Raw genomic sequence first — 23,000 nt, 5'->3', positions numbered from 1 at the left:
TAAATTTGTTACCCCAGGAGTGCACGAACCCATGCAACCAAACGCTGCCCTGACTGGCGACAATGAAACCCCTGCAACCGATCTTGGGCCTTTGGCTTGGGTGCTCGATGAATTGCGTAAATCGCTTGAAGGCGCTACCAAGGCCCTGCGCCGGTTTGTTCGCGATGCAGAATTGGCACGCGGGTCTGATTTGGCGGCTCTCGATGCCAGCCAGTTGCGCATTGCCCGACAACAACTGCACCAAGCAGTCGGCGCTCTCGAAATGGTCGGTATGGCAGAGCCCGCCAAGGTCTTGCGCGCCATGGAAGCGCTTGCCCAGAAATTTGTCCAACGTCCAGAAATGTGCAGTGACGATGCCGCCAACAAAGTAGAACGAGCCAGCTTTGCGCTGACTGAATTTCTTGAAGGTGTCATCAAGGGCAAAGCTGCCTCTCCTGTGGCCTTGTTCCCACAGTACCGCGATGTTGTAGAACTGGTGGGCGATGATCGCGTACATCCCGCTGATTTGTGGCCACTCAATTGGCGGTGGGTTGACGTCGTATTGCCGTATCAGGTGGCGCCACTTAGTTATGACTCATCGGTACGGGTGCTACTTGACTGGCATGTTCTGAAGGTGGTCAAGACCTGTGATGTGGACGCCGCCACGGCCATGCGCGACATCAGTCTGGGTTTTGCTGCTGCACAAAGCGAGTTGGAGCCGCGCGTTTTTTGGAAAATTTGTGCGGCCTATTTTGAAGCCGTCTCAAAGGGGCTGTGCCCCACGGATGTTTACGGCAAGCGGGCCGCCTCCAGAATTCTTCTTCAGTACCGAACGCTGGCACGAGGTGAGTCAGGTATCTCAGAACGCCTGCTGCAAGACTTGTTGTTTTTTTGCGCCCAAGCCATTCCAATATCGTCGGATGAAGCGCCGGTGTTGTCTGCCGTCCGTGCTGCGTACGGTTTGACCCAGACCAAATCTTTCGATTACGAAAATCCACAGTTTGGTCGATTCGATCCAGCGCTGCTGGTACAGGCGCGCAAGCGCATCGCAGCAGCCACCGAGACCTGGTCGGCCTTGTCCGGTGGGGATACCAATCGCTTGAAGGTAGCCACCGATCAATTTAGCCTAGTCACCGATTCAGTGCTGAAGTTGCACCCTGAAAGTGGGGACTTGGTGCGGGCCTTGACGCAGGCCATTGAAACGACCGCCCGTTCCGGTGAAGCGCCACCACCAGCACTGGCCATGGAAGTGGCCACGGTGGTGCTTTATCTTGAGGCCGCTTACGAGGACCTGGATCCCACTGATTCACACATGGCTGAACGCAGCGATAGCCTGGCACGTCGCCTGGAGCATGCCAATGCAGGCGGTCAAACAGAGCCGCTTGAAGGCTGGATGGAAGACTTGTACCGCCGGGTCAGTGATCGTCAAATCATGGGTAGCGTGGTGGACGAGTTGCGCACCAACCTGGGCGCCGTAGAGAAATCTCTGGACTTGTTCTTCCGTGACCCCATGGATAAAGTGCCCTTGCATGAAGTGCCGAGTCAGTTGGCGCAAATGCGGGGTGTGTTCTCGGTGCTGGGCCTGGACCAGGCGGCGCTTGCTACCTTGCGCATGCGTGGCAGTGTCGAGCAGCTCCTGGTGGATGTTGTTGACGTTGACGCCGCGCGTTCCGGTATTTTTGAGAAGCTTGGCAACAGCCTGGGTGCGCTTGGATTTTTGATTGATATGCTGAGTTATCAGCGCGAACTGGCCAAAAAATTATTTTTCTATGATGAAGAGCTCGGTGAATTCAAGCCCGTCATGGGGCGGCAGAAATCGGTTGAGCAAGTGGCGCCACCGAGTCTGGCGCAAACATCTGAGTCTTTAGAAGAGCCGATTGTTGTTGCGCCCCCTGTAGCCAGCCCTCTGGTTGAACTGCTTGACGCGGCAGCCACATTGCAGGTGCCACCGCCCGTGTCGATGGCCACATCGACTTCGGATACATCTGATGACGATGAGCGTGAACTGAAAGAGATTTTTCTGGATGAAGCGCGCGAAGTGGTTCAAACCGGTCTGGCTGCGATCTTGGCATTGGGCGACGATCCCGCTGATTTGAGTCAGCAAACTACGTTGCGCCGGTCACTTCATACGCTCAAGGGCAGCGCTCGCATGGTGGGCATGAATGAGTTTGGTGAAGCGGCCTGGGCCATGGAGCAATTGCTCAATTCCTGGTTGGCAGAGCAAAAGCCGGCAAGTGACGACTTGATCAGTCTGTCGAGCAAGGCCATGCATGGGTTCGGGCGTTGGGTCGAAGATATTGCCGCGGATACTGCAGAGCATTGGGATGCCCAGGCATTTCGCAAGGCCGCTGATGGTCTGCGCCTTGAGGGCCAGGTGGTTGAACTCGTGCTGCCAGGCGAAGAAGTTATTCCAGTGCCAGAGTTGGTCGAACTCGTGCTGCCAGGAGAAGAAGCTGTTCCAGTGCCCGAGTTGGTCGAGGAGCAGGAGCCTGACTTCGTTGTGACCGCGATGTTTGATTTTGATGCGACACATGCTGTCGATCTCAGCACCCTTCAGGCTGAAGCCGCACCACCTGAGTCAGCGTTGCCCGTTGATTTGATGAATTTCGATTTTTCAAGTGACTTGGAAACGATCGAACCTGTTTCGGCAGAGGCTTTTGATCTGGGCGACCTGATACCCACCTTGCCAGAAGCAGAGCTGATTCCTTCCGAGCTTGTTGCTGCTGAAGTAGATTCCGAGCCCCTTGTCGAGATGGCTGTCGAGCCAGAAGTGACTGTAGAAGCCGAGGCCCAACCTGAGCCTGTTGCAGAAGCAGAAGCAGAATTGCTGCTGCCTGAGTTTGACGACTCTGATCTTGAAGATCAGGTCAAGGTGATCGGTTCATTGCGCATCGATATTCCGCTCTATAACGTCTATTTGAACGAGGCAGACGAATGGTCTCGCCGCTTGCTCACCGAGCTCAACGAGTGGGCGCTGGAGTTGCCAGAGGCCCTGTCAGAAACGCCTGTCATATTGGCGCATTCTCTGTCGGGCAGTTCCGCAACCGTTGGATTTTTTGCGCTGTCCGAGATTGCCCGGTCTTTGGAGCAAGCCCTGCGGCACGTTCAGTTGCATGCGCAAAATATTCCCGAACATGCCACTGTGTTCATCGCGGCGGCTGAAGACATTCGCCGCTTGCTGCATCAATTTGCGGCGGGCTTTCTCAAGGAACCCAATCAGGTCATCCTGGGTGAGCTCAAGGATATTCTTGAAACCGAGTTCCCGGCGGTGGCTGAAATCGTCGAAGAGAGTTTGTACGGTGCGTTGGAAGTTGACTCGGATATTCTTGCCGGGTCTATCTTTGATCAGTTAAGCGCTATTGACGTGCTTGAAGCCGTCGAGCCGATCGCAGCAGAACCGCCACTCTCCGTTCCAGCGCCCGTGGTGTCCTTGTTTGATGTTGATCACAAGCAGGACGACATCGAAGCACTCGACGTCCTTGATGTGGACTTGTTCCCAATTTTTGAAGAAGAGGCGCTTGAGTTGTTGCCGCAACTGGGCGGTGCCCTGAGGCAATGGACCGCGCGACCCGAAAACATGGGTGCCCGCAACGAAGTTCTTCGTGTTTTACATACCCTCAAAGGCAGCGCGCGTCTGGCGGGTGCCATGCATTTGGGTGAGATGACCCACCGCATGGAGTCGGTCATTGAAAACTTGGGCTCTGAGTTGCTGCAAACTTCTCAGCTAGAGCCCCTGCTTTCCCGTTTTGATGCCATTCAAGCGCACTTTGACCAGCTTCGTGCCATGCCTGAACAGGCCTTGAGCTTGCCCGAAGCCAGCCCGGCATCCGATGAACTTGAGTTGCTACAACCTGCACCCGACCTTGCGCCAACGCCATCTGTGCCGATGGCGATCATTCCTGCAGCCGCACCGTTGACGCCTCTACGGCCTGTTGCAAGCCAAACCGTTCGCGTGCGTTCGCAGTTGCTTGACCGCTTGGTCAACCAGGCTGGCGAGGTGATGATTACACGCTCCCGGTTGGAGGCCCGTTTGGGTCAGCTGCGTGGATCACTGGGGGATTTGACCGGTAACCTGGATCGTTTGAGAAGCCAGCTGCGTGACATTGAATTGCAGTCTGAATCACAGATGCAAACCCGTCTGGCGCAAGCCAAAGACTCGGCTCAGGGTTTTGATCCACTGGAGTTTGACCGGTTTACCCGGGTTCAGGAACTCACCCGGATGATGGCCGAGTCGGTGCACGACGTGGCTACGGTACAGCGCAGTTTGCAGCGCACGGTGGAAGGCACCGAGGACGATTTGATCGCCCAGGCGCGCCAGGCCCGAGAACTGCAGCGCGACCTGCTACGCACTCGAATGGTGGAGTTCGAGGGCATTTCCGAGCGGTTGTACGGCGTGGTTCGCCAAGCGTCCAAGGATACCGGCAAGCCCGTCAAGCTCGACATCAAGGGCGGCTCAATCGACATGGACCGCGGCGTACTCGACCGCATGGCCCCGGCGTTTGAACACTTGTTGCGCAATGCCGTCGCGCATGGCATTGAAGACGCGGCAGCCCGTGTGAAAGCCGGCAAACCAGCGGCAGGCACCATCACCATCCAGTTGCAGCAGCAAAGCAACGATGTCACGGTGGAGATCAGCGACGATGGCGGCGGTCTGGATGTCGCTTCGATCCGCGAGAAAGCTCGTTTGGAGGGCCACCACACCAACCCGGACGCCATGACGGACACCGAGTTGGCCAATTTGATTTTTGCGCCAGGTTTTTCAACCGCATCGCAGATCAGCGAGTTGGCCGGGCGTGGCATTGGTCTCGATGTGGTGCGCTCAGAAGTCAACGCCTTGGGTGGTCGCATCGAAACCACAACGCAACCGGGGCAGGGTACCCAGTTCAAGCTGGTATTGCCTCTGACCACCGCCGTGACCCAAGTGGTCATGCTGCGCATGGGTGAGCTGATCACCGGGGTACCGGCCAATCTGGTCGAGATGGTGCGTCGGGTGCCGGTGGTGGATCTGGAACGGGCCTACAAAGACAATCTGTTTGAGTATGGTGGTGAAAAAGTGCCATTTTTCTGGGCCGGCGCCTTGTTGCAGGCGTCTGTCAGCAGCAGCGAGACCCGCACCAAAACCTTGCCGGTGGCTATTTTCCGCAGTGCGGGTCAACGTGTCGCCATGCACGTCGATGAGGTACTGGGCAACCAGGAAGTCGTGGTCAAGAACCTCGGACCCCAGTTGTCGCGCTTGCCGGGTCTGACCGGGATGTCGGTGCTGGCTTCCGGTGCCGTGGTGCTGATTTACAACCCGGTGGCGCTGGCCACGGTGTATGGTGATCAGGCCCGACAACTCAAGCGCCAGGCCGAGCAGGCGGGTGCTTCTGCCACGGGCAATGCGGCGCTGACTGCTTTGATGGCTGGCGTCACGCAGGCGCCGCTGGTGCTGGTGGTAGACGACTCCATCACGGTGCGTCGGGTGACCCAGCGACTTCTCAAGCGCGAAGGTTTCCGGGTAGCGTTGGCCAATGACGGCCTGCAGGCACTGGAGCGCTTACAGGAAGAAAAGCCAGCAGTCGTTTTGTCAGACATTGAAATGCCACGCATGGATGGCTTCGATCTGGTGCGAAATATTCGAGGTGATAGCAAGTTGAAAGACTTGCCCATCATCATGATCACCTCGCGCATTGCCGAGAAGCACCGTGAGCATGCCCGCGAGTTGGGCGTGGATCACTACCTCGGTAAACCGTATTCGGAAGATGAATTGATCGGCTTGGTGCGGCAGTATTGCGCGGTGCCGGTTGGTGATTAAATAGGCCTCTAGCCCCCGTGTTCATTGCGCAAGCCGCTATTTATTAAATAGCGGCTTGCCTCATTTCAGGGGCTAAAGCGTTTTTTTGACGACGGCGTAACGCAGCAGTGTCAGGGCCCGCGCTTCGTCATGTGCCACCACGGGCGCCGGGTAGTTGCCTCCCAAAGTCACATCGGCCATTTGCAACTCCATGGGCTTGGCGGTCCACGGCGCATGAATCGCTTTGTTGGAAAGCTGGGCCAGTTGCGGCAAATAGCGGCGAATGAACTTGCCCTCGGCGTCGAACTTTTCGCTCTGGCTCACCGGGTTGAAGATTCTGAAATACGGTTGCGCGTCGCAGCCGCTGGAACTCACCCATTGCCAGCCGCCGTTGTTGGCCGACAGGTCAAAATCATTGAGGTGCTGGGCAAAGTAGCGCTCGCCCCAGCGCCAGTCCAGCCCCAGGTCTTTCACCAGAAAACTGCCCACCACCATGCGCAGGCGGTTGTGCATGTAGCCGGTCTGGTTGATCTGGGCCATGGCTGCGTCTACCAGCGGGAAGCCGGTGCGGCCCTCGCACCAAGCCTTGAACAAGGCCTCGGCACGCGGGCCTTGCTCCCATTGAATGGCGTTGTATTCAGGTTTGTAAGCGCCCTCAGCGACGCGGGGAAAATTGGCCAGAATCTGAAAATAGAAATCCCGCCAGATCAACTCGGCAAGCCAGGTTGCGGCCCCCAGGCTACCCTGAATCTGCCGTTGCAAGGCGGTGGCAACCAGTTGGCGAATCGACACCGTGCCAAAACGCAGGTGTACCCCCAGGTAGCTCGGGCCTTTGACGGCCGGAAAATTGCGCGTGTCGTCGTACTCGTCCATGCGTTCAAAAAAGTTTTCAAACAGCTGGGCGCCGCCGCTGCTGCCGGTCGGAATTTTGAGCGAACTCAGGTTGGTTTTCTCGAAGCCGATCTCGGCCAGGCTGGGCACCGGTTGTTGCATGCCAGCCGGTCGAGCCATCAGCGCGCTGGCGTAAGGCGCGGTCTCGTGGGTGCGCAGGTGCTGCGGCGTCACGGTGGCCAGCCAGTTATTTTTGTAGGGCGTAAAAACACCGTAGGGCGAGCCGGTTTGGGTCAGAATCTCGCGGCCTTCAAACACCACATGGTCTTTGCAGGTGTGCAGGGCGATGCCGACCTGCGCCAGCGCGCCCAACACCTGGTCATCTCGGGCGCGCGCTTGCGGCTCGTAGTCATGCGCGGCAAACACCGCCTGCACCTGCAGGGTTTTGGCCAGTGTCACCACTTCTTCCAGCGCCGCACCATGGCGCACGATCAGCCCCGCGCCCGGCACGCCGCTCAATTGGCGCAGCGCCGTGTCAAGCTCGCACAGCGACGCCTGAATGAACTCGACCCGACGATCAGCGCGGGGCAGGGCGTTCAGAATGTCGGTATCAAAGACAAAAACGCAGTGCAATTGGCGGCAAGCCTTGAGCGCCATACACAGCGCTGCGTTATCAACCACCCGTAAATCCCGGCGAAACCACATCAGACCGGTATCGTATTTCTTGTTCATATGACCCGTTAAAATTGTTAAATGCCCGGAGATTTTGCCCTTACCAACCTGACGAATCATTTTTTGATCGCCATGCCCAGCCTGCAAGACGAGATATTCTCCCGAAGCGTGGTCTATGTCTGTGAGCACAGCGCTAAAGGGGCCCTCGGGCTCGTCATCAATAAACCCTGTGATCTTGACATGAAGCGCCTGTTTGAGAAGGTTGACCTGCCACTGCGGCGGCAAGACCTGTCCGACGCCCCGGTGTTTCTGGGCGGGCCGATGCAAACCGAGCGCGGTTTTGTCTTGCACGAAGCCTTCTTTGCGCCCGCCGACAAGCCGGCCGACTCGGTCTACGCGGCCACCATGACCATTCCAGGCGGACTGGAGATGACCACCTCCAAAGACGTTTTAGAGGCGCTGTCTACTGGTGCCGGGCCGCGCCGGGTGCTGATCTCTTTGGGTTACTCGTCCTGGGGGGAAGGACAACTCGAATCTGAACTCTCTGAAAACAGTTGGCTGACCGTGGCTGCCAGCAACAGTATTATTTTTGACACCCCCGTGGCCCAGCGATATGACCAGGCCCTGAAGTTACTGGGCATTGAGGCCTGGATGCTGTCCCCCGATGTGGGGCACGCATGACAGTTCCCCAGAAAGACCCCATGATCGTTCCCGCTACGCTGCAAACTTTTCTGGCGCTAGATTTTGGTATCAAGCGCACCGGCTTCGCGGTCGGCAACCGGCTGATGCGCACGGCGCAGCCGCAAGGCACTATTGCCGCCGAGGGTGACGCCCGCTTTGTCAAAATTGCGCTGCACATCAAAGAGTGGCAGCCCGATGCCTTGGTGATTGGGGTGCCCTACCACCCGGATGGCGCCGAGCACGAAAACACCCTTCGGGCGCGAAAGTTTGGCCGCCAGTTGCATGGCCGCTTCAAATTGCAAGTGTTTGAAGTGGACGAGCGCTACACCACCACAGAAGCCTTGTCGATGGGCGCCAAAGATGCCGACGCGCAAGCCGCCTGCATCATTCTTGAACAGTTTTTGAGGAGTATTCCATGAGCACCCTGACCCTGGACGCGGAGGCGCTGTACCTTGAATTGTTGACGGGCGTGCGCGCCCTGTTTCGACCCCACATGCATCTGGTGGGCGTGACCTCCGGCGGCGTCTGGCTGGCCGAGCGGCTGCAGCGCGACCTGAATCTGAGTGAGTGCCCCGGCGTGATCTCGTCCGCCATGCACCGAGACGACTACGCCCGTCGTGGCATGACGGCCGGCGCCCAGACCAAAATTGGCTTTGACGTGAACGAGTCGCACATTTTGCTGCTCGATGACGTGCTGTTTACCGGGCGCACCATTCGCGCGGTGCTCAACGAACTGTTTGACTTTGGCCGCCCGGCCAGCGTCAAGCTCGCCGTGCTGGTGGACCGGGGCGGGCGCGAGTTGCCCATTCAGGCCGATTTTTGCGCCGCCCGCGTCGCCTTGCCCGCCTCGCAATCCCTGGCGCTGGCGCGTGACGAGGCCGGTGGTTTTACTTTTAACGTGGAGACCCGCTAAACCATGCTGTACAAGCGCAATCCCCAACTGAACAAAAACGGTGAGTTGATTCACCTGCTCTCAACCGAGGGCCTGCCCAAAAGCATCCTGACCCAGGTGCTCGATACGGCCGCCAACTTTGTGTCGGTCAACGACCGCGAGGTGAAAAAGGTACCTTTGTTGCGCGGCAAGAGCGTGTTTAACCTCTTTTTTGAGAACTCCACCCGCACCCGCACCACGTTTGACATTGCCGCCACCCGGCTCAGTGCCGATGTCATTAACCTCGACATAGCGCGCTCGTCGGCCTCCAAAGGCGAGTCGCTGCTCGACACCATTGCCAACCTGAGCGCCATGGCGGCCGATATTTTTGTCGTGCGCCACAGTGAATCTGGCGCACCGTACCTGATCGCCCAGCATGTGGCGCCGCATGTGCATGTGGTGAATGCCGGGGACGGACGCCACGCGCACCCGACGCAGGGTTTGCTGGACATGTTCACCATCCGGCATTACAAAAAAGACTTTGCCAACCTGACGGTGGCGATCGTCGGTGACGTGTTGCATTCACGTGTGGCCCGCTCTGATATTCACGCCCTCACCACGCTCGGCTGTGCCGAAGTGCGGGTGGTGGGCCCCAAAACGATCGTGCCCTCAGACATGGCGCAAATGGGCGTGCGGGTGTGTCACACGCTCGAAGAAGGCATTCGCGGTGCCGACGTCATCATCATGCTGCGCCTGCAAAACGAGCGTATGAGTGGCGCGCTGCTGCCGTCGAGCCACGAGTTTTTCAAGACCTTTGGCCTGACGCCAGAGAAGTTGCAGTTGGCCAAGCCAGATGCCATCGTGATGCACCCGGGGCCGATCAACCGGGGGGTGGAAATTGACTCCGCCGTGGTCGATGGCGCGCAAAGCGTGATCTTGCCGCAGGTGACCTTTGGCATCGCGGTGCGCATGGCGGTGATGAGCATTGTTGCTGGGAACGAGGCCTGATATGACGATACTAATTAAAGGCGGTCGGGTCATAGATCCTGCCAGCGGGTTCGATGAAATTGCCGATGTAGCCCTTGCCAACGGGGTGGTAGTAGCTATAAAAGATATAGCGACTGATTTTCGCGCCGATGAAATCATCGACGCTACCGGCTGCATCGTGATGCCCGGTTTGATGGATTTGGCGGTGCGCCTGCGCGAGCCCGGCCACGAACACGCGCACATGCTGGAGTCCGAAATGGCTGCGGCGGTCGCTGGCGGAATCACTAGCCTGGTGTGCCTGCCCGACACCGAACCGGTGCTTGATGAGCCCGGTCTGGTGGAGATGCTGCGTTTTAAAGCTGAAAAACTGAACCAGTGCCGCGTCTACCCGCTCGGCGCCCTGACCCGCGGCCTCGCCGGTGAAACCCTGACCGAGATGGTGACACTGACCGAGTCTGGCTGCGTGGCCTTCAGCCAGGCCGAAGTGCCGCTGGCCAACACCCAGATTCTGCAGCGCGCGCTGCAATACGCCAGCACCTTTGACATTGCGGTCTGGCTGCGCCCCCAGGATTCGTTCCTGGGCAAAGGCGTGGCGGCCAGTGGTGCGCTGGCCACTCGCATGGGCCTTTCCGGCGTACCGGTGGCGGCGGAAACCATTGCACTGCACACTATTTTTGAATTGATGCGCGCCACCGGTGCCCGTGTTCACCTGTGCCGCCTGAGCAGTGCGGCCGGGGTGGCGCTGGTGCGTCAGGCCAAACTGGAAGGCTTGAAGGTGACTTGCGACATCAGCATCAACTCCCTGCATTTGACCGATGCCGATATTGGCTACTTTGACAGCCGTGCCCGCCTCAACCCGCCCTTGCGCCAGCAGCGTGACCGCGATGCCCTGCGCGCCGGTTTGCTCGATGGCACCATCGACGCGCTGGTGTCTGACCACACGCCGGTGGACGACGACGCCAAGGCGCTGCCGTTTGCCGAGAGTGAGCCGGGTGCCACCGGGGTCGAGTTGTTGCTCAGTCTGGCGCTCAAGTGGAGTGTCGACAGCGGTGTCAGCCTGACGCGCGCTTTGGCTGTGATCACCAGTGGTCCAGCCGAAGTACTGGGTGCGTCGCTCGAAAAACGCCAGGGCCGCGTGGGTTGTCTGGTGGTGGGTGGTGTGGCTGACCTGTGCGTGTTTGATCCCCAAGCCAACTGGACTGTCAAGCCCTCGACCTTGCACAGCCAGGGCAAGCACACGCCGTTTTCCGGCTACGAGTTGCCAGGCCGGGTGCGCTGCACACTGGTCGGTGGCCAAGTGGCTTATCAGGCTTGAGCCAGTTTGGCGCAAGCCTTTCTGTGCGCGCCCACGCAATCTGGAAGTGCGTAGGCGTGCTCATTCAGGTCGTGTCGTGCCTGTTCAGCGTTGCCTTTGTTTTTCCCAAATTGTCAGCGCGTCATAAAGAAGAGCGAATACAGGCTCTAGCCCAGGCGCTGCTTGCGCGGATGGCTATTAAATTAATAGTAAAAGGTGAGCCACCCGCACCGGGACCGATGTTGCTGGCGGCCAACCACATCTCGTGGCTGGATATTTTGGTGATGCTGGCGGCCGGCCATTGCCGTTTTGTTTCCAAATCTGAAGTTCGCCACTGGCCGTTGATTGGTATGCTGGCCACCGGCGCCGGCACCTTGTTCATTGAGCGTGAATCCCGCCGCGATGCCATGCGCGTGGTGCACCATATGGCCGAGAGATTGAGGGCCGGTGACACGCTGGCGATTTTCCCGGAAGGCACCACCAGCAACGGTGTCGATTTATTGCCCTTTCACGCCAACTTGTTTCAGGCCGCCATTTCGGCCCATGCACCCGTTCAGCCGGTGGCATTGCAGTTTGTCGACGCGGCAACGGGCATGCACAGTCTGGCCCCTTGTTACATCGACGACGACACGCTGCTGGGCTCCATCTGGCGCACCCTCACTGCCCCGCCGCTGTGTGCCGTGGTGACGTTTGGCGAGCCGCAAGTAGCACAAGGGCGCGAGCGTCGGGCTTGGGCGGCTGATGTCCGCAGTGGGGTGGAGCGCCTGCGGGCATAGCCTTGGTGCGATATTTGCATGCGGTCAAAAGTACCCCTCTCAAGAACGCTAAGGCCTCGAATTGCCCTCACTTAACACTGATTTGATCCAACTGTTGGACGATGCCGAGATCACGGCACTCTTTGTGGACCGCCATATGCGCATCACGCGCTTCACTGCGCAGGTGGCACACATTCCCAACCTGATCTGGTGTGAGGTGGGTCGTCCTCTGGCGCATGTCTTTGCCAATCTGCAGGGGTGTGATCAGCTGTCGATGGCGGTACAGTCTGTGCTGGAATACTCGGCGGCCGCCAACGTGACTCTGCAGAACCCGTCTGGCGCTTGGTTGGAGGCCCGTATACGGCCGGTGCGCCGTGGGCAGACCGTGACCGAAGGCGCTGTCATAACGCTGTCGGATGTCACCGCGATCAAACGGCTGGAGAACGCCTTGCGGGACAGTGATGAGCGCTACCGCGCCATGGTGGAGTGGTCTCTGGAGTCCATCAATATTTTGCGCAATGGTGTCTTCATCTACCTCAATCCGAGGGCCATCCAACTGTACGGTGCTACCACGGCGCAAGATCTTCTGGGCCAACCCGCGCGCGACCGTATTCATCCGGAAGATCGACCGATGGCTGAAATGCGCTTGCATCAGCTCACACGGCTTCAAGTCAACGCCCCCATCGCCGAGATGAAGTTCCTTAAGGTGGACGGCTCGGTGATCTATGTGCAGGCTCAAGCCACCTGGATTGATTACGAGGGAGCACCTGCCATCCATGTCGCTTGGCGCGATATCTCTGAGCACAAACGGTCCGAAGTGGTGCAGCGCGAAAGCGAAATTCGCATGCAGGTGGCAGACGAGGTGCTTCACCTGGCCTTTCATGACGTGCTGACCCAGTTACCCAACCGGCGTGTACTGATAGATCGCGTTAACCAGACGCGGATAGCGAGCAAGCGCACCGGTTGCTACGCCGCGTTGATGCTGTTGGATCTGGATAACTTCAAGTCGCTCAATGACGCCCACGGCCATGCAGCGGGCGACCTCTTGCTGATTGAGGTGGCCCAGCGCCTTCTGGCCTGCGTGCGTGAAACAGACACGGTGGTACGTTTTGGCGGCGATGAATTTGTGGTGCTACTGGGTGTTTTGAGTCAGGATATGTCGGAGTCGGCTGAGCAAGCCAGCGTGGTGGCCGCGAAAATAGCCGATGTTTTGAAACAGCCGTACGAACTGACGGTATCAGCTGAGTCACAAGGGGCACGCCCTATTACTCACTTTTGTTCAGCCAGCATCGGTGTTGCCTTGTTTCTGCGTGATGACGCCTCCCTGGATGACATCCTGAAGTGGGCCGATGCCGCCATGTATCACGCCAAAAAAGCGGGCAAGAACCAGATACAGTTTCACAAACCCGCTGCCTGACCGTTGGCTTCAATGGTTGGGTCGTGGTGGCATGCCACCTGGGTGCTGGTTTGGATGCCGTTGAGCCGAGCGCTGTAAATATTTTTTTGTTGGATGAGTTTTTGTAAGTTCGGAATCAGAAAAGATCCGAAAAAAGGTATATTTGAAACAACCAAATGACGGGCCGGACTTTGTATCGGCTGAATTTTTTATGGCAAAACCTACTGAACACCTGATACCCAATGATTTGGATCGGCCAGACGAAGTATTTGAAAAGGCGGCCGAGTTATTTCGGGTGATGTCCGCGCCCCTGCGACTGAAAATTATCAGCTGCTTGTGCGAGGGTGAGAAAAATGTGAGCTATTTGCTCAGCAAGATAGATACCACTCAGCCCAATATGTCGCAGCACTTGAACACGCTGTACCAGGCTGGTATTTTGGGGAAACGCCGGGACGGCGTTCAGATCCACTACCGCATCACCGATGACCGGGTGCCCGTTCTCTGTCGTGCCATGTGCACGCAGATTTTGGCTGAGGGTGATTTCAAGGAAGACTGATCGACTTCAGGGCTTGAGGTACGCAAAGCCTTCACGAATTTGCAATTTGGCCACTTCTGAAACCCCAGAAGGAACCACCTTGGTTTCCATCAAGAGCTTGTCGGGCGAAATATCGCGCGCACTCAGTGTGTTGTTGCAGACTCTGAACTCAACGCCCCGTCCGGCCAGTGTGCCCACCGATGCACTGAATTCACGCCCCTTGCTGTCCTTGGCGTCTTGAACCAAAAACTCAATGCCCGGGCCGTTGGTCACCACCACAATGCGCGCTTTCGGGTCGGCGTCCAGGTGGTTTTTCACGTTGTTCAAAACAGCGGCTGCGGATTCAATGCCGGTGGTGACGTGATAGACCACCTTGATGTCTTGAGCGCCCGCAATACTGACCCAGACGGCCAGAGCGATAGTCATAAATAGTTTGAACATGAGTCTTCCATAATGGTTTTTGGGTTTGAACAGCCACAGTTCGAACAGCGCGCATGATAGGCGGCATTCTTCGTTCTTGTTTAGCCAAGAAAAGAAGTCTTAAAAACTGAGGGTTTGTACGGTAGAAAAATGCCGTGTGAGCGCTTTACTATCAAGCTATATAAGGCCGTTCGAATAAATATACTGACGCTCATCAGGCCAAACCCAAGTGTCTGGCGTGAATATTTGAAGGAGACAAGATGGACCAACGAAACAAAGTGATAGCTGGCGTTTTACTCGCCAGCCTGTCGGCGTGGGCCAGTGCTGATGCACTGCAGGTGCGCAGCATGGCGGCCTCGTGCGCGGGGTGTCATGGCACCAGTGGTATTGCCCAGCCGGGCATGGAGTCACTGGCTGGCGTGCCCAAAGACGAGTTGCTGAAAAAGATGCTCGACTTTAAAACTGGCAAGAAACCCGCCACCCTCATGCACCAGCTCTCCAAGGGCTACTCTGATGAGCAACTTGCGCAACTGGCCGGCTATTTTGCTGCCCTGAAAAAATAAGGGAGCACAGCATGAAACGTCGTCAAATATTAAAAACAGCAGGTGCCGGTTCCCTCCTTGGTGCCTTGGGTTTTATGTCGGGTTGTGCCAGCACCGGGGCCAGCAAGGGACCCAACGTGGTCGTGGTCGGGGGCGGTTATGGCGGTGCCACTGCTGCCAAATACGTGCGGCTGTGGTCAGACTATGGCATTCACGTCACACTGGTCGAGCCCAATGCCTCGTTCATCTCCTGCCCCATGTCCAACCTGGTGCTGGCCGGCAGCAAGACCATGGCCGACATCACGCTGTCGTATGACAACCTGGTCAAGCGCCATGGCGTCAACCTGGTGCGCGACCGGGCCCTGGCCATTGATGCCGACAAGCGCATCGTCCGACTGGCCAGCGGCGAAGAACTTCCTTACGACCGACTGATCTTGTCGCCCGGTGTCGACTTCATGTGGGACACCATGCCCGGTATGACCCAGCCTGGCGCGCAAGACAAAGTACTGCACGCCTGGAAAGCCGGTGCCCAAACGCTGGCCCTGCGTCAACAGCTTGAGGCCATGCCCGATGGTGGTGTTTACGCCCTGTCCATTCCCCTGGCCCCTTACCGCTGCCCACCCGGCCCGTACGAGCGTGCCTGCCAGGTGGCCCATTACTTCAGTACGGCCAAACCCAAGAGCAAGGTGCTGATTCTGGATGCGAATGACGACGTCACGTCCAAACCGGCCTTGTTCAAAAAGGCCTGGACGGACCGTTATAAAGACATCATTGAATACCGTCCCAAGCACGTCGCCGTGGACGTCGATGTGGCCACCAATACCTTGAAGTTTGACTTCAATGACGACGTCAAGGCCAACGTACTGAACGTGATTCCCAACATGCGCGCGGGTGATATTGCGGTCAAGTCCGGTTTGGCGACGGCCAACCATCGCTGGTGCGAGGTGGACTTTTTAACCTTCGAGTCCAAAGCCGCCAAAAACGTTCACGTGTTGGGCGATTCGATCCAGATCGCCCAGGCCATGCCCAAGTCCGGGCACATGGCCAATCAGCATGGCAAGACCTGCGCCGCCGCCGTGGTGGCCTTGCTCACGGGCCAGGAACCCAATGCCATGCCGATCTACAACAACACCTGCTACAGCTTTGTCAGTGATGAAGATGCGGTGCACGTGGCCAGTGTTCACCAGTACGACCCCGACAAGAAAACCATGTTGCCCGTGGCGGGTTCGACCGGTGTGTCCAAGGCTGCCAATGAACTGGAAGGGCGTTTTGCCCAAGCCTGGGCGCGCGGCATTTGGGCCGATACCCTGGGTTGATAGCATGAGAGGCGTGCTTCAAGGGGGTGTGGCGGCGGCATGCCTGGTCGCAGCTTCGGTCTGGGCGCAAACCCCAGTCTTGTCCGATGAAGCCCGCGCGACCAAAATTGTCAATGGCGTGTGCTTCATGTGTCACGGCCTGGAGGGTGAGTCATCCAGCGAGATATTCCCCAGGTTGGCGGGCCAGCACTGGGAGTACATCGCCAAGCAACTCGAAAACTTCAAGACCGGCAAGCGCAAAAGCACCGCCATGAACGACATGGTGGCCAAGCTCAAGCCCGAGGAAATGGTGGCACTTGGTCGGTATTTTGAAAAAATGTCGGTGCCCGCTGAGCCGTCCAAAGACGCCGAGTTGGCAGCAGTTGGCAAGTATGTCTTTTATGCCGGAAACAAGTTCAGCGGGTTGCCAGCCTGCGCGGGTTGTCACGGCAAAGAGGCTTTGGGAACCGCCGGCTTGCCGCGTTTGGCTGGCCAATATGCTTCCTACATCGAGACCCAGCTCCGGCTGTTTAACAGCCGCGAGCGAACCAATGACAACGCGGTGATGCATGCCATTGTGGTCAAAATGACCCCGCTGGAAATGCACGCTGTGGCGGAGTACCTGAGCGGGAAATAACCCGGTGGCTTAGGCGTTTGCCGGGACTACGCGGTCCATCAAACGGTCGGTGAGCCCTGCGCCGGTCCACATGCCCAACAAAGTGAGCCAGGCGGTCACTGCAAATACAGAACCCCCGGTCATCCCCGCGCCGACGGCACAACCGCCTGCCAGCATCGAGCCAAAGCCCATCAGGATGGCGCCTGCGATGTAGCGGCGCATGCTGTAGCCGTCCTTGAAACCTTCGAGTTTGAGGTCGCGCCCGATCCAGGCACCGATCAAGGAACCGGCAAACACACCGGGGAGCAAACCAAAATCAAATCCGATGGCTGGGGTGGGCGACGACAGCACGCGCATCAACCATTCTGCAGAAGGGCCACTGAAGGTCAGGCCCTGAACTTGCACCACCTGGAACGAGTTGCTTGAGATCAGGTAGGTGAACCACCAACCGCCTGCCACCGCCAGTCCTGTGCCGATGCCGCCGACCCATTTCCAGAACCCCCAGCCACTGCGAACCGCGAAAATCAGGGCGGCTACAAACCAGATCAGACCAAATGCCAGTCCGCCCCAGTGACCGATGCCGGTGATCGACAGAATGTCGCGCGGGCCGCCGCCTTCTACGGTCCACCAGGTGCTGATGGTGTTTCGCAAAGGAGCGAGTGCACCCGAGAGCGAAGCTTGGGCCGTCACGGCGAAGATCAGTCCTGAGAGCAAGGCGCGTAAATTGCCATTGGCCGACAAAATCAACAGCCGGCTGGCGCAACCGCGAGACAGGATCATGCCCACCCCAAACAGCAGGCCGCCAATCAAGGCGCCGGACAAACTGCCGCGTGAGGCGAGTTGGCGCGCTGTGCTCACATCCAGTGCGTTGATCAGGATGAGCCACTGAACGGCAACTACAGCGCTGGAGAAGGCAAGCAGCCAGACCGACAGTTTTTCACCAAATTGGTGATGCCAGAACTCGATGGCCGCCGCCCGCATGCAAAACCGGGAGCGCTGTGCAAAAAAACCAAATAAAAAACCGATGACAAGTCCACCGAGCGCCAGAACGAGGCTATCGCCATAGCGCTCAAGAATGCTTGCCAGATTCATAGGGGGATTTCCATTAGTTTGGTATTCGCTTATATTAATACCAGATAGACGGTTTCTAAAATTTTAGATACTGAATAAATTGGCGAAATACGCCTGAAAACTATAACGAGGAAATGACAAATGAAACAAAGAATAGTCAATTTAAAACAAGGTCTGGCAGGGCTCCTGCTGGTCTTGGGGTTCACCGTGGCGGGCGCTGAAGAAGCCCCCGCGATGGTGGCCAGTCAGGTGTCGGCCTCGGGCTGGTATGTTGAGGGGGTCTCTGCTTTGGGTTCGCCAGCTAATCAGAACTTCATCTCCAACGCGGCCTTTGTCGTCACGCCTGCAGGCGTTGTAGTCATTGATGCGCTGGGCTCACCCGCCCTGGCGACTCGCCTAGTCGCCGAGATCAAAAAAGTCACTTCGCAGCCCATCACGCATGTGGTCGTGACCCACTACCATGCCGACCATATCTATGGCTTGCAGGTATTCAAGGCACTGGGTGCGCGCATCGTGGCGCACCGGGCCGCTCGGACCTATCTGAATTCGGACACGGCCCGCCTGCGTCTGGAGGCTTCGCGTCAACAATTGGCGCCCTGGGTGAATGATGAAACCCATCTCGTCGAGGCCGATGACTGGATTGAGGGCGAGAAAACGCTGGAAATCGGGGGTGTGCAATTTCAGCTCAAGCCCGTAGGCCCCTCTCACACACCAGAAGACCTGGCGGTGTATTTGCCGAACGAAAAAGTTCTGTTCGCGGGGGACCTGGTGTTTCGCAGTCGAATTCCTTTCGTGGGGCAAGCCGACAGCCGCCATTGGATCGTCGCCTTGGATCAACTGCTCGCCTTTGACACCAAGGTCATCGTTCCGGGTCATGGGCCCTTGTCCGTGGAGGCGCGCAAGGACATGCAAATGACCCGTGACTACCTTGTTTATCTCCGCTCTTCCATGGGGCAGGCCGCAAAGAATCTGGAGCCCTTTGAAGACGCCTACAAGGCCACCGACTGGAGTCAGTTTGAACACCTGCCCCTGTTTCGTGTGGCCAATCGCATGAATGCCTACAACACCTATCTTTTATTGGAACAAGAGGCCAACTGATGTCCCCACTCCCTTTTGTCCCAGCCTCCTTGCCCACGGCAACGTCATTGCCCGATGAACTGGCCGCTGCTTTAAAAATCAGGAGTCCGCTGGTGGTCATGGTCAGCCTGGAGGGTTGTCCATTTTGCAAAGTAGCCCGCGAAAATTACCTGGGCCCCCTGCGCGAGCAGCAGGGCCTGCCGGTGGTGCAGGTGGACATGCGCAATAGCCGGGTGATCCATGATTTCAAGGGTGCAACGCTGACCCAGGACGCCCTCATTCGGAGCTGGGGCGTCAAGGTGGCGCCGACAGTTTTGTTTTTTGGCCGCGATGGGTCGGAAATAGCGGAGCGACTGGTAGGCGGCTACATTCCCGATTTTTATGGTGCCTATCTGGATGAACGTCTGCGTCAGGCGCGTGCCATGTTGCGTGGCTCATAATTTGACTTTCGTCAGCTTTTTATGAACCTTGGGAAACCTACATGAACTACACGCAAAAACTGACTTTGTCCATGGTCGTTCCCACCGTCATGGTGGCTGGTGCGGGCTCGTCGGTGGTGATGGGCGCCTGGTGGCTGCAGGGTAAGTCGCGCACCGAAACGCCTCAAGCGATTGCTGAATATTTGTCAGTCGGCGCCAATTTGACAGCCTTGCTCACCACCTTTTGCGTGCTGGCCTGCATCGGCTTCACGGTCTGGATTCGGAGTACGGCACTGCGTGAATTGGGGGGCGACCCAGAAGTGGCACGCGAGGCCCTGGCGGCCTTGGCCGATGGCGATCTTGGGGTCTCTATTCCTCATGCACCCGAAGGCAGTGTCATGCACTCGCTGCAGCGCCTGGTCTCTGTACTGAAATCGGCGATGACCGGCATCCATTCGGCAACGCAGAGTATTTCGGTGGCGTCGAGTGAAATTGCACACGGTAACCAGGATTTGAGTGAGCGCACCGAGCTGGCTGCTGCCAACCTTCAGCGCACTTCCTCCAGCATGGCGCAACTGACGGGCATCGTCAGGCAATCGGCTGAGGCCGCCCGGCAAGCCAATCAACTTGCCGCGTCCGCCGCTGAAGTGGCGGCACGAGGCGGTGCCGTGGTGGGCCAGGTGGTCAGCACCATGGACGATATCAACCAGAGTTCCCGCAAAATCTCGGACATCATCGGCGTCATTGATGGCATTGCATTCCAAACCAATATTTTGGCGCTCAATGCCGCCGTGGAAGCGGCTCGTGCCGGGGAGCAGGGACGCGGCTTTGCGGTAGTGGCCAGTGAAGTCCGGAGTCTGGCCAGTCGCAGCGCGGAGGCCGCCAAGGAGATCAAGAGCCTGATCGGTGCCTCGGTAGAAAAAGTGGCGTCCGGGCAGCGCCTGGTGCAGGACGCGGGTGTCACCATGGACGAAATCGTGGGCTCGGTCAAAAAAGTCAGCAGCATGATTGGCGAAATCACCGCCTCGTCGGCCGAGCAGTCGGCCGACATTGACCAGGTCAATGACGCAGTGAGCCAGCTTGACCAGATGACGCAACAAAACTCGGCGCTGGTTGAGGAGTCGGCCGCTGCCGCTGAAAGCCTGCGGGAGCAGGCGCAGCGACTGGATCAGGTGGTTCAGGTGTTCCGTCTCTAGTCGATGACTTTAAGGTAAATCGGCCTTTAGCCCCCGTCTGGTATGCGCGAGTAGCTATTAATTAAATAGCTGTTTTAGCGCGTTAAAGCCATGAACAACTTGGGCAACTGCTCGGGTAAGCGTTCAATATGGTCAATCACCGTGTACTGCTGGCCGAAGATGTCGCCTACATAGTGGTCGGCCTTGGGGTCGAGGTTGATGCAGTAGGTGAAGATGCCCTGGTTGTCGAGTTCTTTGACCGACTGGCGTGCATCCTCAATCAGCAGACGTTCGTCGTGCGCATCGATGTCGGAGGGCTGGCCATCGGTCAGGATCAGCATCAGTTTCTTGTCGGCTTTTTGGGTCGCCAGGTAATGCCCGGCATGGCGCATGGCCGCGCCCATGCGGGTGGAGTAGCCGGCCTCCATGGCCGCCAGTCGCCCTTTGACATCGTCGTTCCAGTGTTCGCCAAAGCCCTTGAGGTGCAGGTAGCGCACGTCGTGGCGCGTGTTGGAGTGAAAGCCTGCGATGGCGAACGGGTCGCCCAGTTGCTCAATTGACCAGGCCAGCAGCGACACCGCTTCTTGGCTGAGTTGCAAAATAGTCTGCTCGGAGCCAGCGGCTTTTTGGTTGAGCGATTGCGACAGGTCCAGCAGCAGCGTGACGGCAATGTTGCGGCCATCGGTGCGGTGGCTCATGTTGATGCGCATGTCGGGTTGACTGCCGCTTTTGAGATCAATCAGCGAGCGAATCGCCACGTCCAGATCCAACTCGCTGCCCTCTTCCTGGTAGCGCACGCGCACTTTATTTTGCGGCTTGAGCAAGTCGAGCAGGCGTTTCAGTCGCTTGGCCAAAGTTGCATGCTTGGCGAGCAGTTGGTCGATGTCCGCCGGGTTGCCTGAGGGGTGCAGCCGCTCGTAGAGGCTGACCCAGTCAGGACGGTAGGTTTGGCTGGCGTAATCCCATTCCGGGTAGTGGCGCGGTGGCAGGCTTTGAAGCTCGTCGGTGGCCGTCGTCTGGCGGTGTTCCTCGAACATGTCTTCGTCGTCACTGAGTTCGTGGAATTTCCACAGGTGGCGGTTGTCGTCCCGGTAGCCAATGACGGTGTCAGTGAACCAGGTGTTGGGCAACTGGTCGCTTTGCAGCCGGGTTTTGGCAACAAAGGACAAGGCCAGCGTCGACATTTCTTGGGTGCTTGAAGGGCCTTGTTCCATGTGGTGATGAAAGCGCTGAATAAACTCATTCAAGGCCTTGTCTTTATAGCCATGGGTCGGAGTTAGCGGCACATCGAGCAGGGCGCGCGACAACATCGCCAGACGGTGGCGCAGGCAAGCGTGGGTGCCTGGATTGCAAGCGCCTTCCTGGGGTGTCGGGTGCAGCGCCATCCAAATACGGCGCAACCCCGGGTAGGTCTGCATCGCCAGGGTTTCGACTCGCGCATCTTCAAAAAATTCGATCGCCAAGCGTTGCAGCGGGCTGTAGTTGTCGGCAAAAATGGCGCTGCTCCAGCGCCGATGCGCTGCCATGTGCGCCAGCGCAGCGCGGTAGCGGTTGATGCCGCTGATGCCGTTCAAATCGTCATAGACATCCGGCAAACGCATGCCCAGTGCATCAAAGTAAGGCAGGGGTGGCTGAGGGCTATCCACCCCGGTGGCGTAGGGCACCAGCAGGGCCGCCTCTTGCCAAAGCCCCTGTAAATACAAATCAAGTGGGCGCGTGTGGTCCACCAGCAGCGTGCCGTGGCGTTCGCGTTGCAGCACGGCACGGCTGTCAGCCGATTGCAGGCTGAAGTAGTCGCGCTGCTGTTCCGGGTGGTGGCTGTAGTTGCGGATGCCGTACTCGACCCAATGGCCCAAGCCTTCAATGGACAACAGGGTGAGTAGTTGCGGCGCTTGCTGAAAAAAATCGGGCAGGCTGGGGCTGGGGTAGGTCAGGTGGATGCCATGAATGGAGCCGCTGGTGCGCGCCATGAGGTTCAGGCTCAGGTCCAGGTAGCGCTGCATTTGCGCCTGTGACGGTAGCCGCCGGGCCACCGCTGCGAGTGACTGCAGAAAGTGCGCAATCGCCTTGCCATTGGGCGACTTGTTGATGGCGCGAAGGGTGTCCATGATGGCCGGCAGCGCCGACTCACCCAGCACGCCCGCCACTTGCGGCCATTCCTCCAGAAAGATCAAGAGGGGCTCGGCACCGCGACCCATCTTGCCCAGGAATCGACCGTTTTCAAGGTAGGCCGAAATTCCTTCAGGTGTTAGCACCGCTTGTGCTTCGCGCATGCAATCTTCAAACACCGCCGCCACTTGCGGGAAGCCGCAATCAAGCTGCGCACGCCAGGTTTTCACCCAAACACCGCCTCAATGGCGTGGTCCAGTGTGGCGCGGATGTCGGCGTCGTCGGTGATCGGGCGTACCAGCGCCATGCGGCAGGCGTCTATCGGATTGACGCCGCCCTTGATCAGGGTGGCGGCGTACACCAGCAACCGGGTCGAGATGCCCTCGTCCAAGCCGTGGCCTTTGAGGTGGCGTGCCGCGCTGCCAATCTTGACCAGCTTGGCCGTCATTTCAAAGTCCATGCCGGTTTCTGTGGCGACAATAGTGGCTTCGAGTGCCGCAGG

19 protein-coding genes and 1 pseudogene are annotated in these 23,000 nt (G+C 58.1%); 15 read left to right on the top strand and 5 right to left on the bottom strand.

Translation table 11 applies throughout. From position 1 onward, the window contains the following. Positions 1-31 precede the first annotated feature (31 nt). Positions 32-5,773, top strand: a complete 5,742-nt coding sequence (locus tag WCG50_RS07285; RefSeq protein ID WP_336898924.1) for an Hpt domain-containing protein — start codon at positions 32-34, stop codon at positions 5,771-5,773. 72 nt (positions 5,774-5,845) lie between these two features. Here WCG50_RS07285 and WCG50_RS07280 read toward each other — a convergent pair whose 3' ends face one another. Next, on the bottom strand, positions 5,846-7,315 hold the full coding sequence (locus WCG50_RS07280) for a deoxyribodipyrimidine photo-lyase (protein WP_336898923.1): 1,470 nt from the start codon (positions 7,313-7,315) through the stop codon (positions 5,846-5,848). Between the two features lie 21 nt (positions 7,316-7,336). Between WCG50_RS07280 and WCG50_RS07275 the strand changes: the two genes are divergently transcribed. The 8 genes from WCG50_RS07275 to WCG50_RS07240 all read left to right on the top strand — a co-directional run bounded on the left by WCG50_RS07275 (position 7,337) and on the right by WCG50_RS07240 (position 13,795). Further along, complete coding sequence (locus WCG50_RS07275) at positions 7,337-7,936, top strand: YqgE/AlgH family protein (protein WP_336898922.1); 600 nt, start codon at positions 7,337-7,339, stop codon at positions 7,934-7,936. Next, positions 7,933-8,355 (top strand): Holliday junction resolvase RuvX, encoded by a 423-nt coding sequence (gene ruvX / locus WCG50_RS07270; RefSeq protein WP_336898921.1) that lies wholly within the window; start codon positions 7,933-7,935, stop codon positions 8,353-8,355. Before WCG50_RS07275 ends, ruvX begins: the two co-directional genes overlap by 4 nt. After that, the gene (pyrR, locus tag WCG50_RS07265; RefSeq protein ID WP_336898920.1) at positions 8,352-8,849 is read left to right on the top strand and encodes a bifunctional pyr operon transcriptional regulator/uracil phosphoribosyltransferase PyrR; all 498 of its coding nucleotides are present in this window, start codon (positions 8,352-8,354) and stop codon (positions 8,847-8,849) included. Before ruvX ends, pyrR begins: the two co-directional genes overlap by 4 nt. A 3-nt stretch (positions 8,850-8,852) precedes the next feature. Further along, complete coding sequence (locus WCG50_RS07260; protein ID WP_336898919.1) at positions 8,853-9,815, top strand: aspartate carbamoyltransferase catalytic subunit; 963 nt, start codon at positions 8,853-8,855, stop codon at positions 9,813-9,815. 1 nt (position 9,816) lies between these two features. After that, complete coding sequence (locus tag WCG50_RS07255; RefSeq protein ID WP_336898918.1) at positions 9,817-11,109, top strand: dihydroorotase; 1,293 nt, start codon at positions 9,817-9,819, stop codon at positions 11,107-11,109. 23 nt (positions 11,110-11,132) lie between these two features. Beyond that, on the top strand, positions 11,133-11,864 hold the full coding sequence (locus tag WCG50_RS07250; protein WP_336898917.1) for a lysophospholipid acyltransferase family protein: 732 nt from the start codon (positions 11,133-11,135) through the stop codon (positions 11,862-11,864). Between the two features lie 61 nt (positions 11,865-11,925). After that, positions 11,926-13,260: a diguanylate cyclase gene (locus WCG50_RS07245; protein WP_336898916.1), complete on the top strand. Its 1,335-nt coding sequence runs from the start codon at positions 11,926-11,928 to the stop codon at positions 13,258-13,260. A gap of 190 nt (positions 13,261-13,450) precedes the next feature. Then, positions 13,451-13,795 (top strand): metalloregulator ArsR/SmtB family transcription factor, encoded by a 345-nt coding sequence (locus WCG50_RS07240; RefSeq protein ID WP_336898915.1) that lies wholly within the window; start codon positions 13,451-13,453, stop codon positions 13,793-13,795. A gap of 6 nt (positions 13,796-13,801) precedes the next feature. On the opposite strand, the gene WCG50_RS07235 is transcribed toward WCG50_RS07240, so the two are convergent. After that, positions 13,802-14,200, bottom strand: a complete 399-nt coding sequence (locus WCG50_RS07235; RefSeq protein WP_336898914.1) for a DsrE family protein — start codon at positions 14,198-14,200, stop codon at positions 13,802-13,804. A gap of 254 nt (positions 14,201-14,454) precedes the next feature. Here WCG50_RS07235 and WCG50_RS07230 point away from each other — a divergent pair, with 254 nt between their 5' ends. The 3 genes from WCG50_RS07230 to WCG50_RS07220 are packed head-to-tail and all read left to right on the top strand — an operon-like array spanning position 14,455 to position 16,668. Continuing rightward, positions 14,455-14,757: a class I cytochrome c gene (locus WCG50_RS07230; protein WP_336898913.1), complete on the top strand. Its 303-nt coding sequence runs from the start codon at positions 14,455-14,457 to the stop codon at positions 14,755-14,757. 11 nt (positions 14,758-14,768) lie between these two features. Continuing rightward, complete coding sequence (locus WCG50_RS07225; protein WP_336898912.1) at positions 14,769-16,052, top strand: NAD(P)/FAD-dependent oxidoreductase; 1,284 nt, start codon at positions 14,769-14,771, stop codon at positions 16,050-16,052. A 4-nt stretch (positions 16,053-16,056) separates the two neighbouring features. Further along, a complete protein-coding gene (locus WCG50_RS07220; protein ID WP_336898911.1) occupies positions 16,057-16,668 on the top strand; it encodes a c-type cytochrome in 612 nt (203 codons plus the stop codon). Between the two features lie 9 nt (positions 16,669-16,677). Here WCG50_RS07220 and WCG50_RS07215 read toward each other — a convergent pair whose 3' ends face one another. Continuing rightward, a complete protein-coding gene (locus WCG50_RS07215) occupies positions 16,678-17,739 on the bottom strand; it encodes a YeeE/YedE family protein (RefSeq protein ID WP_336898910.1) in 1,062 nt (353 codons plus the stop codon). A gap of 213 nt (positions 17,740-17,952) precedes the next feature. Between WCG50_RS07215 and WCG50_RS07210 the strand changes: the two genes are divergently transcribed. The 3 genes and pseudogenes from WCG50_RS07210 to WCG50_RS07200 form a co-directional block, all read left to right on the top strand. Continuing rightward, entirely contained in the window at positions 17,953-18,816 is an 864-nt protein-coding gene (locus WCG50_RS07210; protein ID WP_336898936.1) for an MBL fold metallo-hydrolase, read from the top strand. After that, positions 18,816-19,235 (top strand): thioredoxin fold domain-containing protein, encoded by a 420-nt coding sequence (locus tag WCG50_RS07205; protein WP_336898909.1) that lies wholly within the window; start codon positions 18,816-18,818, stop codon positions 19,233-19,235. The genes WCG50_RS07210 and WCG50_RS07205 overlap by 1 nt, the downstream gene beginning before the upstream one ends. 428 nt (positions 19,236-19,663) lie before the next feature. Next, positions 19,664-20,410 (top strand): annotated as a pseudogene (locus tag WCG50_RS07200) (methyl-accepting chemotaxis protein); the annotation flags it as partial. A gap of 74 nt (positions 20,411-20,484) precedes the next feature. Here the strand turns inward: WCG50_RS07200 and WCG50_RS07195 are convergent. Both WCG50_RS07195 and WCG50_RS07190 read right to left on the bottom strand, forming a co-directional pair. After that, positions 20,485-22,728 (bottom strand): VWA domain-containing protein, encoded by a 2,244-nt coding sequence (locus WCG50_RS07195; protein WP_336898908.1) that lies wholly within the window; start codon positions 22,726-22,728, stop codon positions 20,485-20,487. Beyond that, the coding region (locus tag WCG50_RS07190) for a CbbQ/NirQ/NorQ C-terminal domain-containing protein (RefSeq protein WP_336898907.1) at positions 22,725-23,000 on the bottom strand (276 nt) is incomplete at its 5' end. The genes WCG50_RS07195 and WCG50_RS07190, both read right to left, overlap by 4 nt.

The sequence above is a fragment of the Rhodoferax sp. genome (assembly GCF_037143375.1).
GTDB lineage: Bacteria > Pseudomonadota > Gammaproteobacteria > Burkholderiales > Burkholderiaceae_C > Rhodoferax.
The sequence above is the reverse complement of the archived record's forward strand: the minus strand, read 5'-3'. Positions and strand labels throughout refer to the sequence as shown.

Bases quoted from the DNA above. Each gene is read 5' to 3' on its own strand.
- WCG50_RS07285 (WP_336898924.1), top strand. From the start codon at position 32: ATGCAACCAAACGCTGCCCTGACTGGCGACAATGAAACCCCTGCAACC.
- WCG50_RS07280 (WP_336898923.1), bottom strand. From the start codon at position 7,315: ATGAACAAGAAATACGATACCGGTCTGATGTGGTTTCGCCGGGATTTA.
- WCG50_RS07275 (WP_336898922.1), top strand. From the start codon at position 7,337: ATGCCCGGAGATTTTGCCCTTACCAACCTGACGAATCATTTTTTGATC.
- ruvX (WP_336898921.1), top strand. From the start codon at position 7,933: ATGACAGTTCCCCAGAAAGACCCCATGATCGTTCCCGCTACGCTGCAA.
- pyrR (WP_336898920.1), top strand. From the start codon at position 8,352: ATGAGCACCCTGACCCTGGACGCGGAGGCGCTGTACCTTGAATTGTTG.
- WCG50_RS07260 (WP_336898919.1), top strand. From the start codon at position 8,853: ATGCTGTACAAGCGCAATCCCCAACTGAACAAAAACGGTGAGTTGATT.
- WCG50_RS07255 (WP_336898918.1), top strand. From the start codon at position 9,817: ATGACGATACTAATTAAAGGCGGTCGGGTCATAGATCCTGCCAGCGGG.
- WCG50_RS07240 (WP_336898915.1), top strand. From the start codon at position 13,451: ATGGCAAAACCTACTGAACACCTGATACCCAATGATTTGGATCGGCCA.
- WCG50_RS07235 (WP_336898914.1), bottom strand. From the start codon at position 14,200: ATGACTATCGCTCTGGCCGTCTGGGTCAGTATTGCGGGCGCTCAAGAC.
- WCG50_RS07230 (WP_336898913.1), top strand. From the start codon at position 14,455: ATGGACCAACGAAACAAAGTGATAGCTGGCGTTTTACTCGCCAGCCTG.
- WCG50_RS07225 (WP_336898912.1), top strand. From the start codon at position 14,769: ATGAAACGTCGTCAAATATTAAAAACAGCAGGTGCCGGTTCCCTCCTT.
- WCG50_RS07220 (WP_336898911.1), top strand. From the start codon at position 16,057: ATGAGAGGCGTGCTTCAAGGGGGTGTGGCGGCGGCATGCCTGGTCGCA.
- WCG50_RS07215 (WP_336898910.1), bottom strand. From the start codon at position 17,739: ATGAATCTGGCAAGCATTCTTGAGCGCTATGGCGATAGCCTCGTTCTG.
- WCG50_RS07210 (WP_336898936.1), top strand. From the start codon at position 17,953: ATGGTGGCCAGTCAGGTGTCGGCCTCGGGCTGGTATGTTGAGGGGGTC.
- WCG50_RS07205 (WP_336898909.1), top strand. From the start codon at position 18,816: ATGTCCCCACTCCCTTTTGTCCCAGCCTCCTTGCCCACGGCAACGTCA.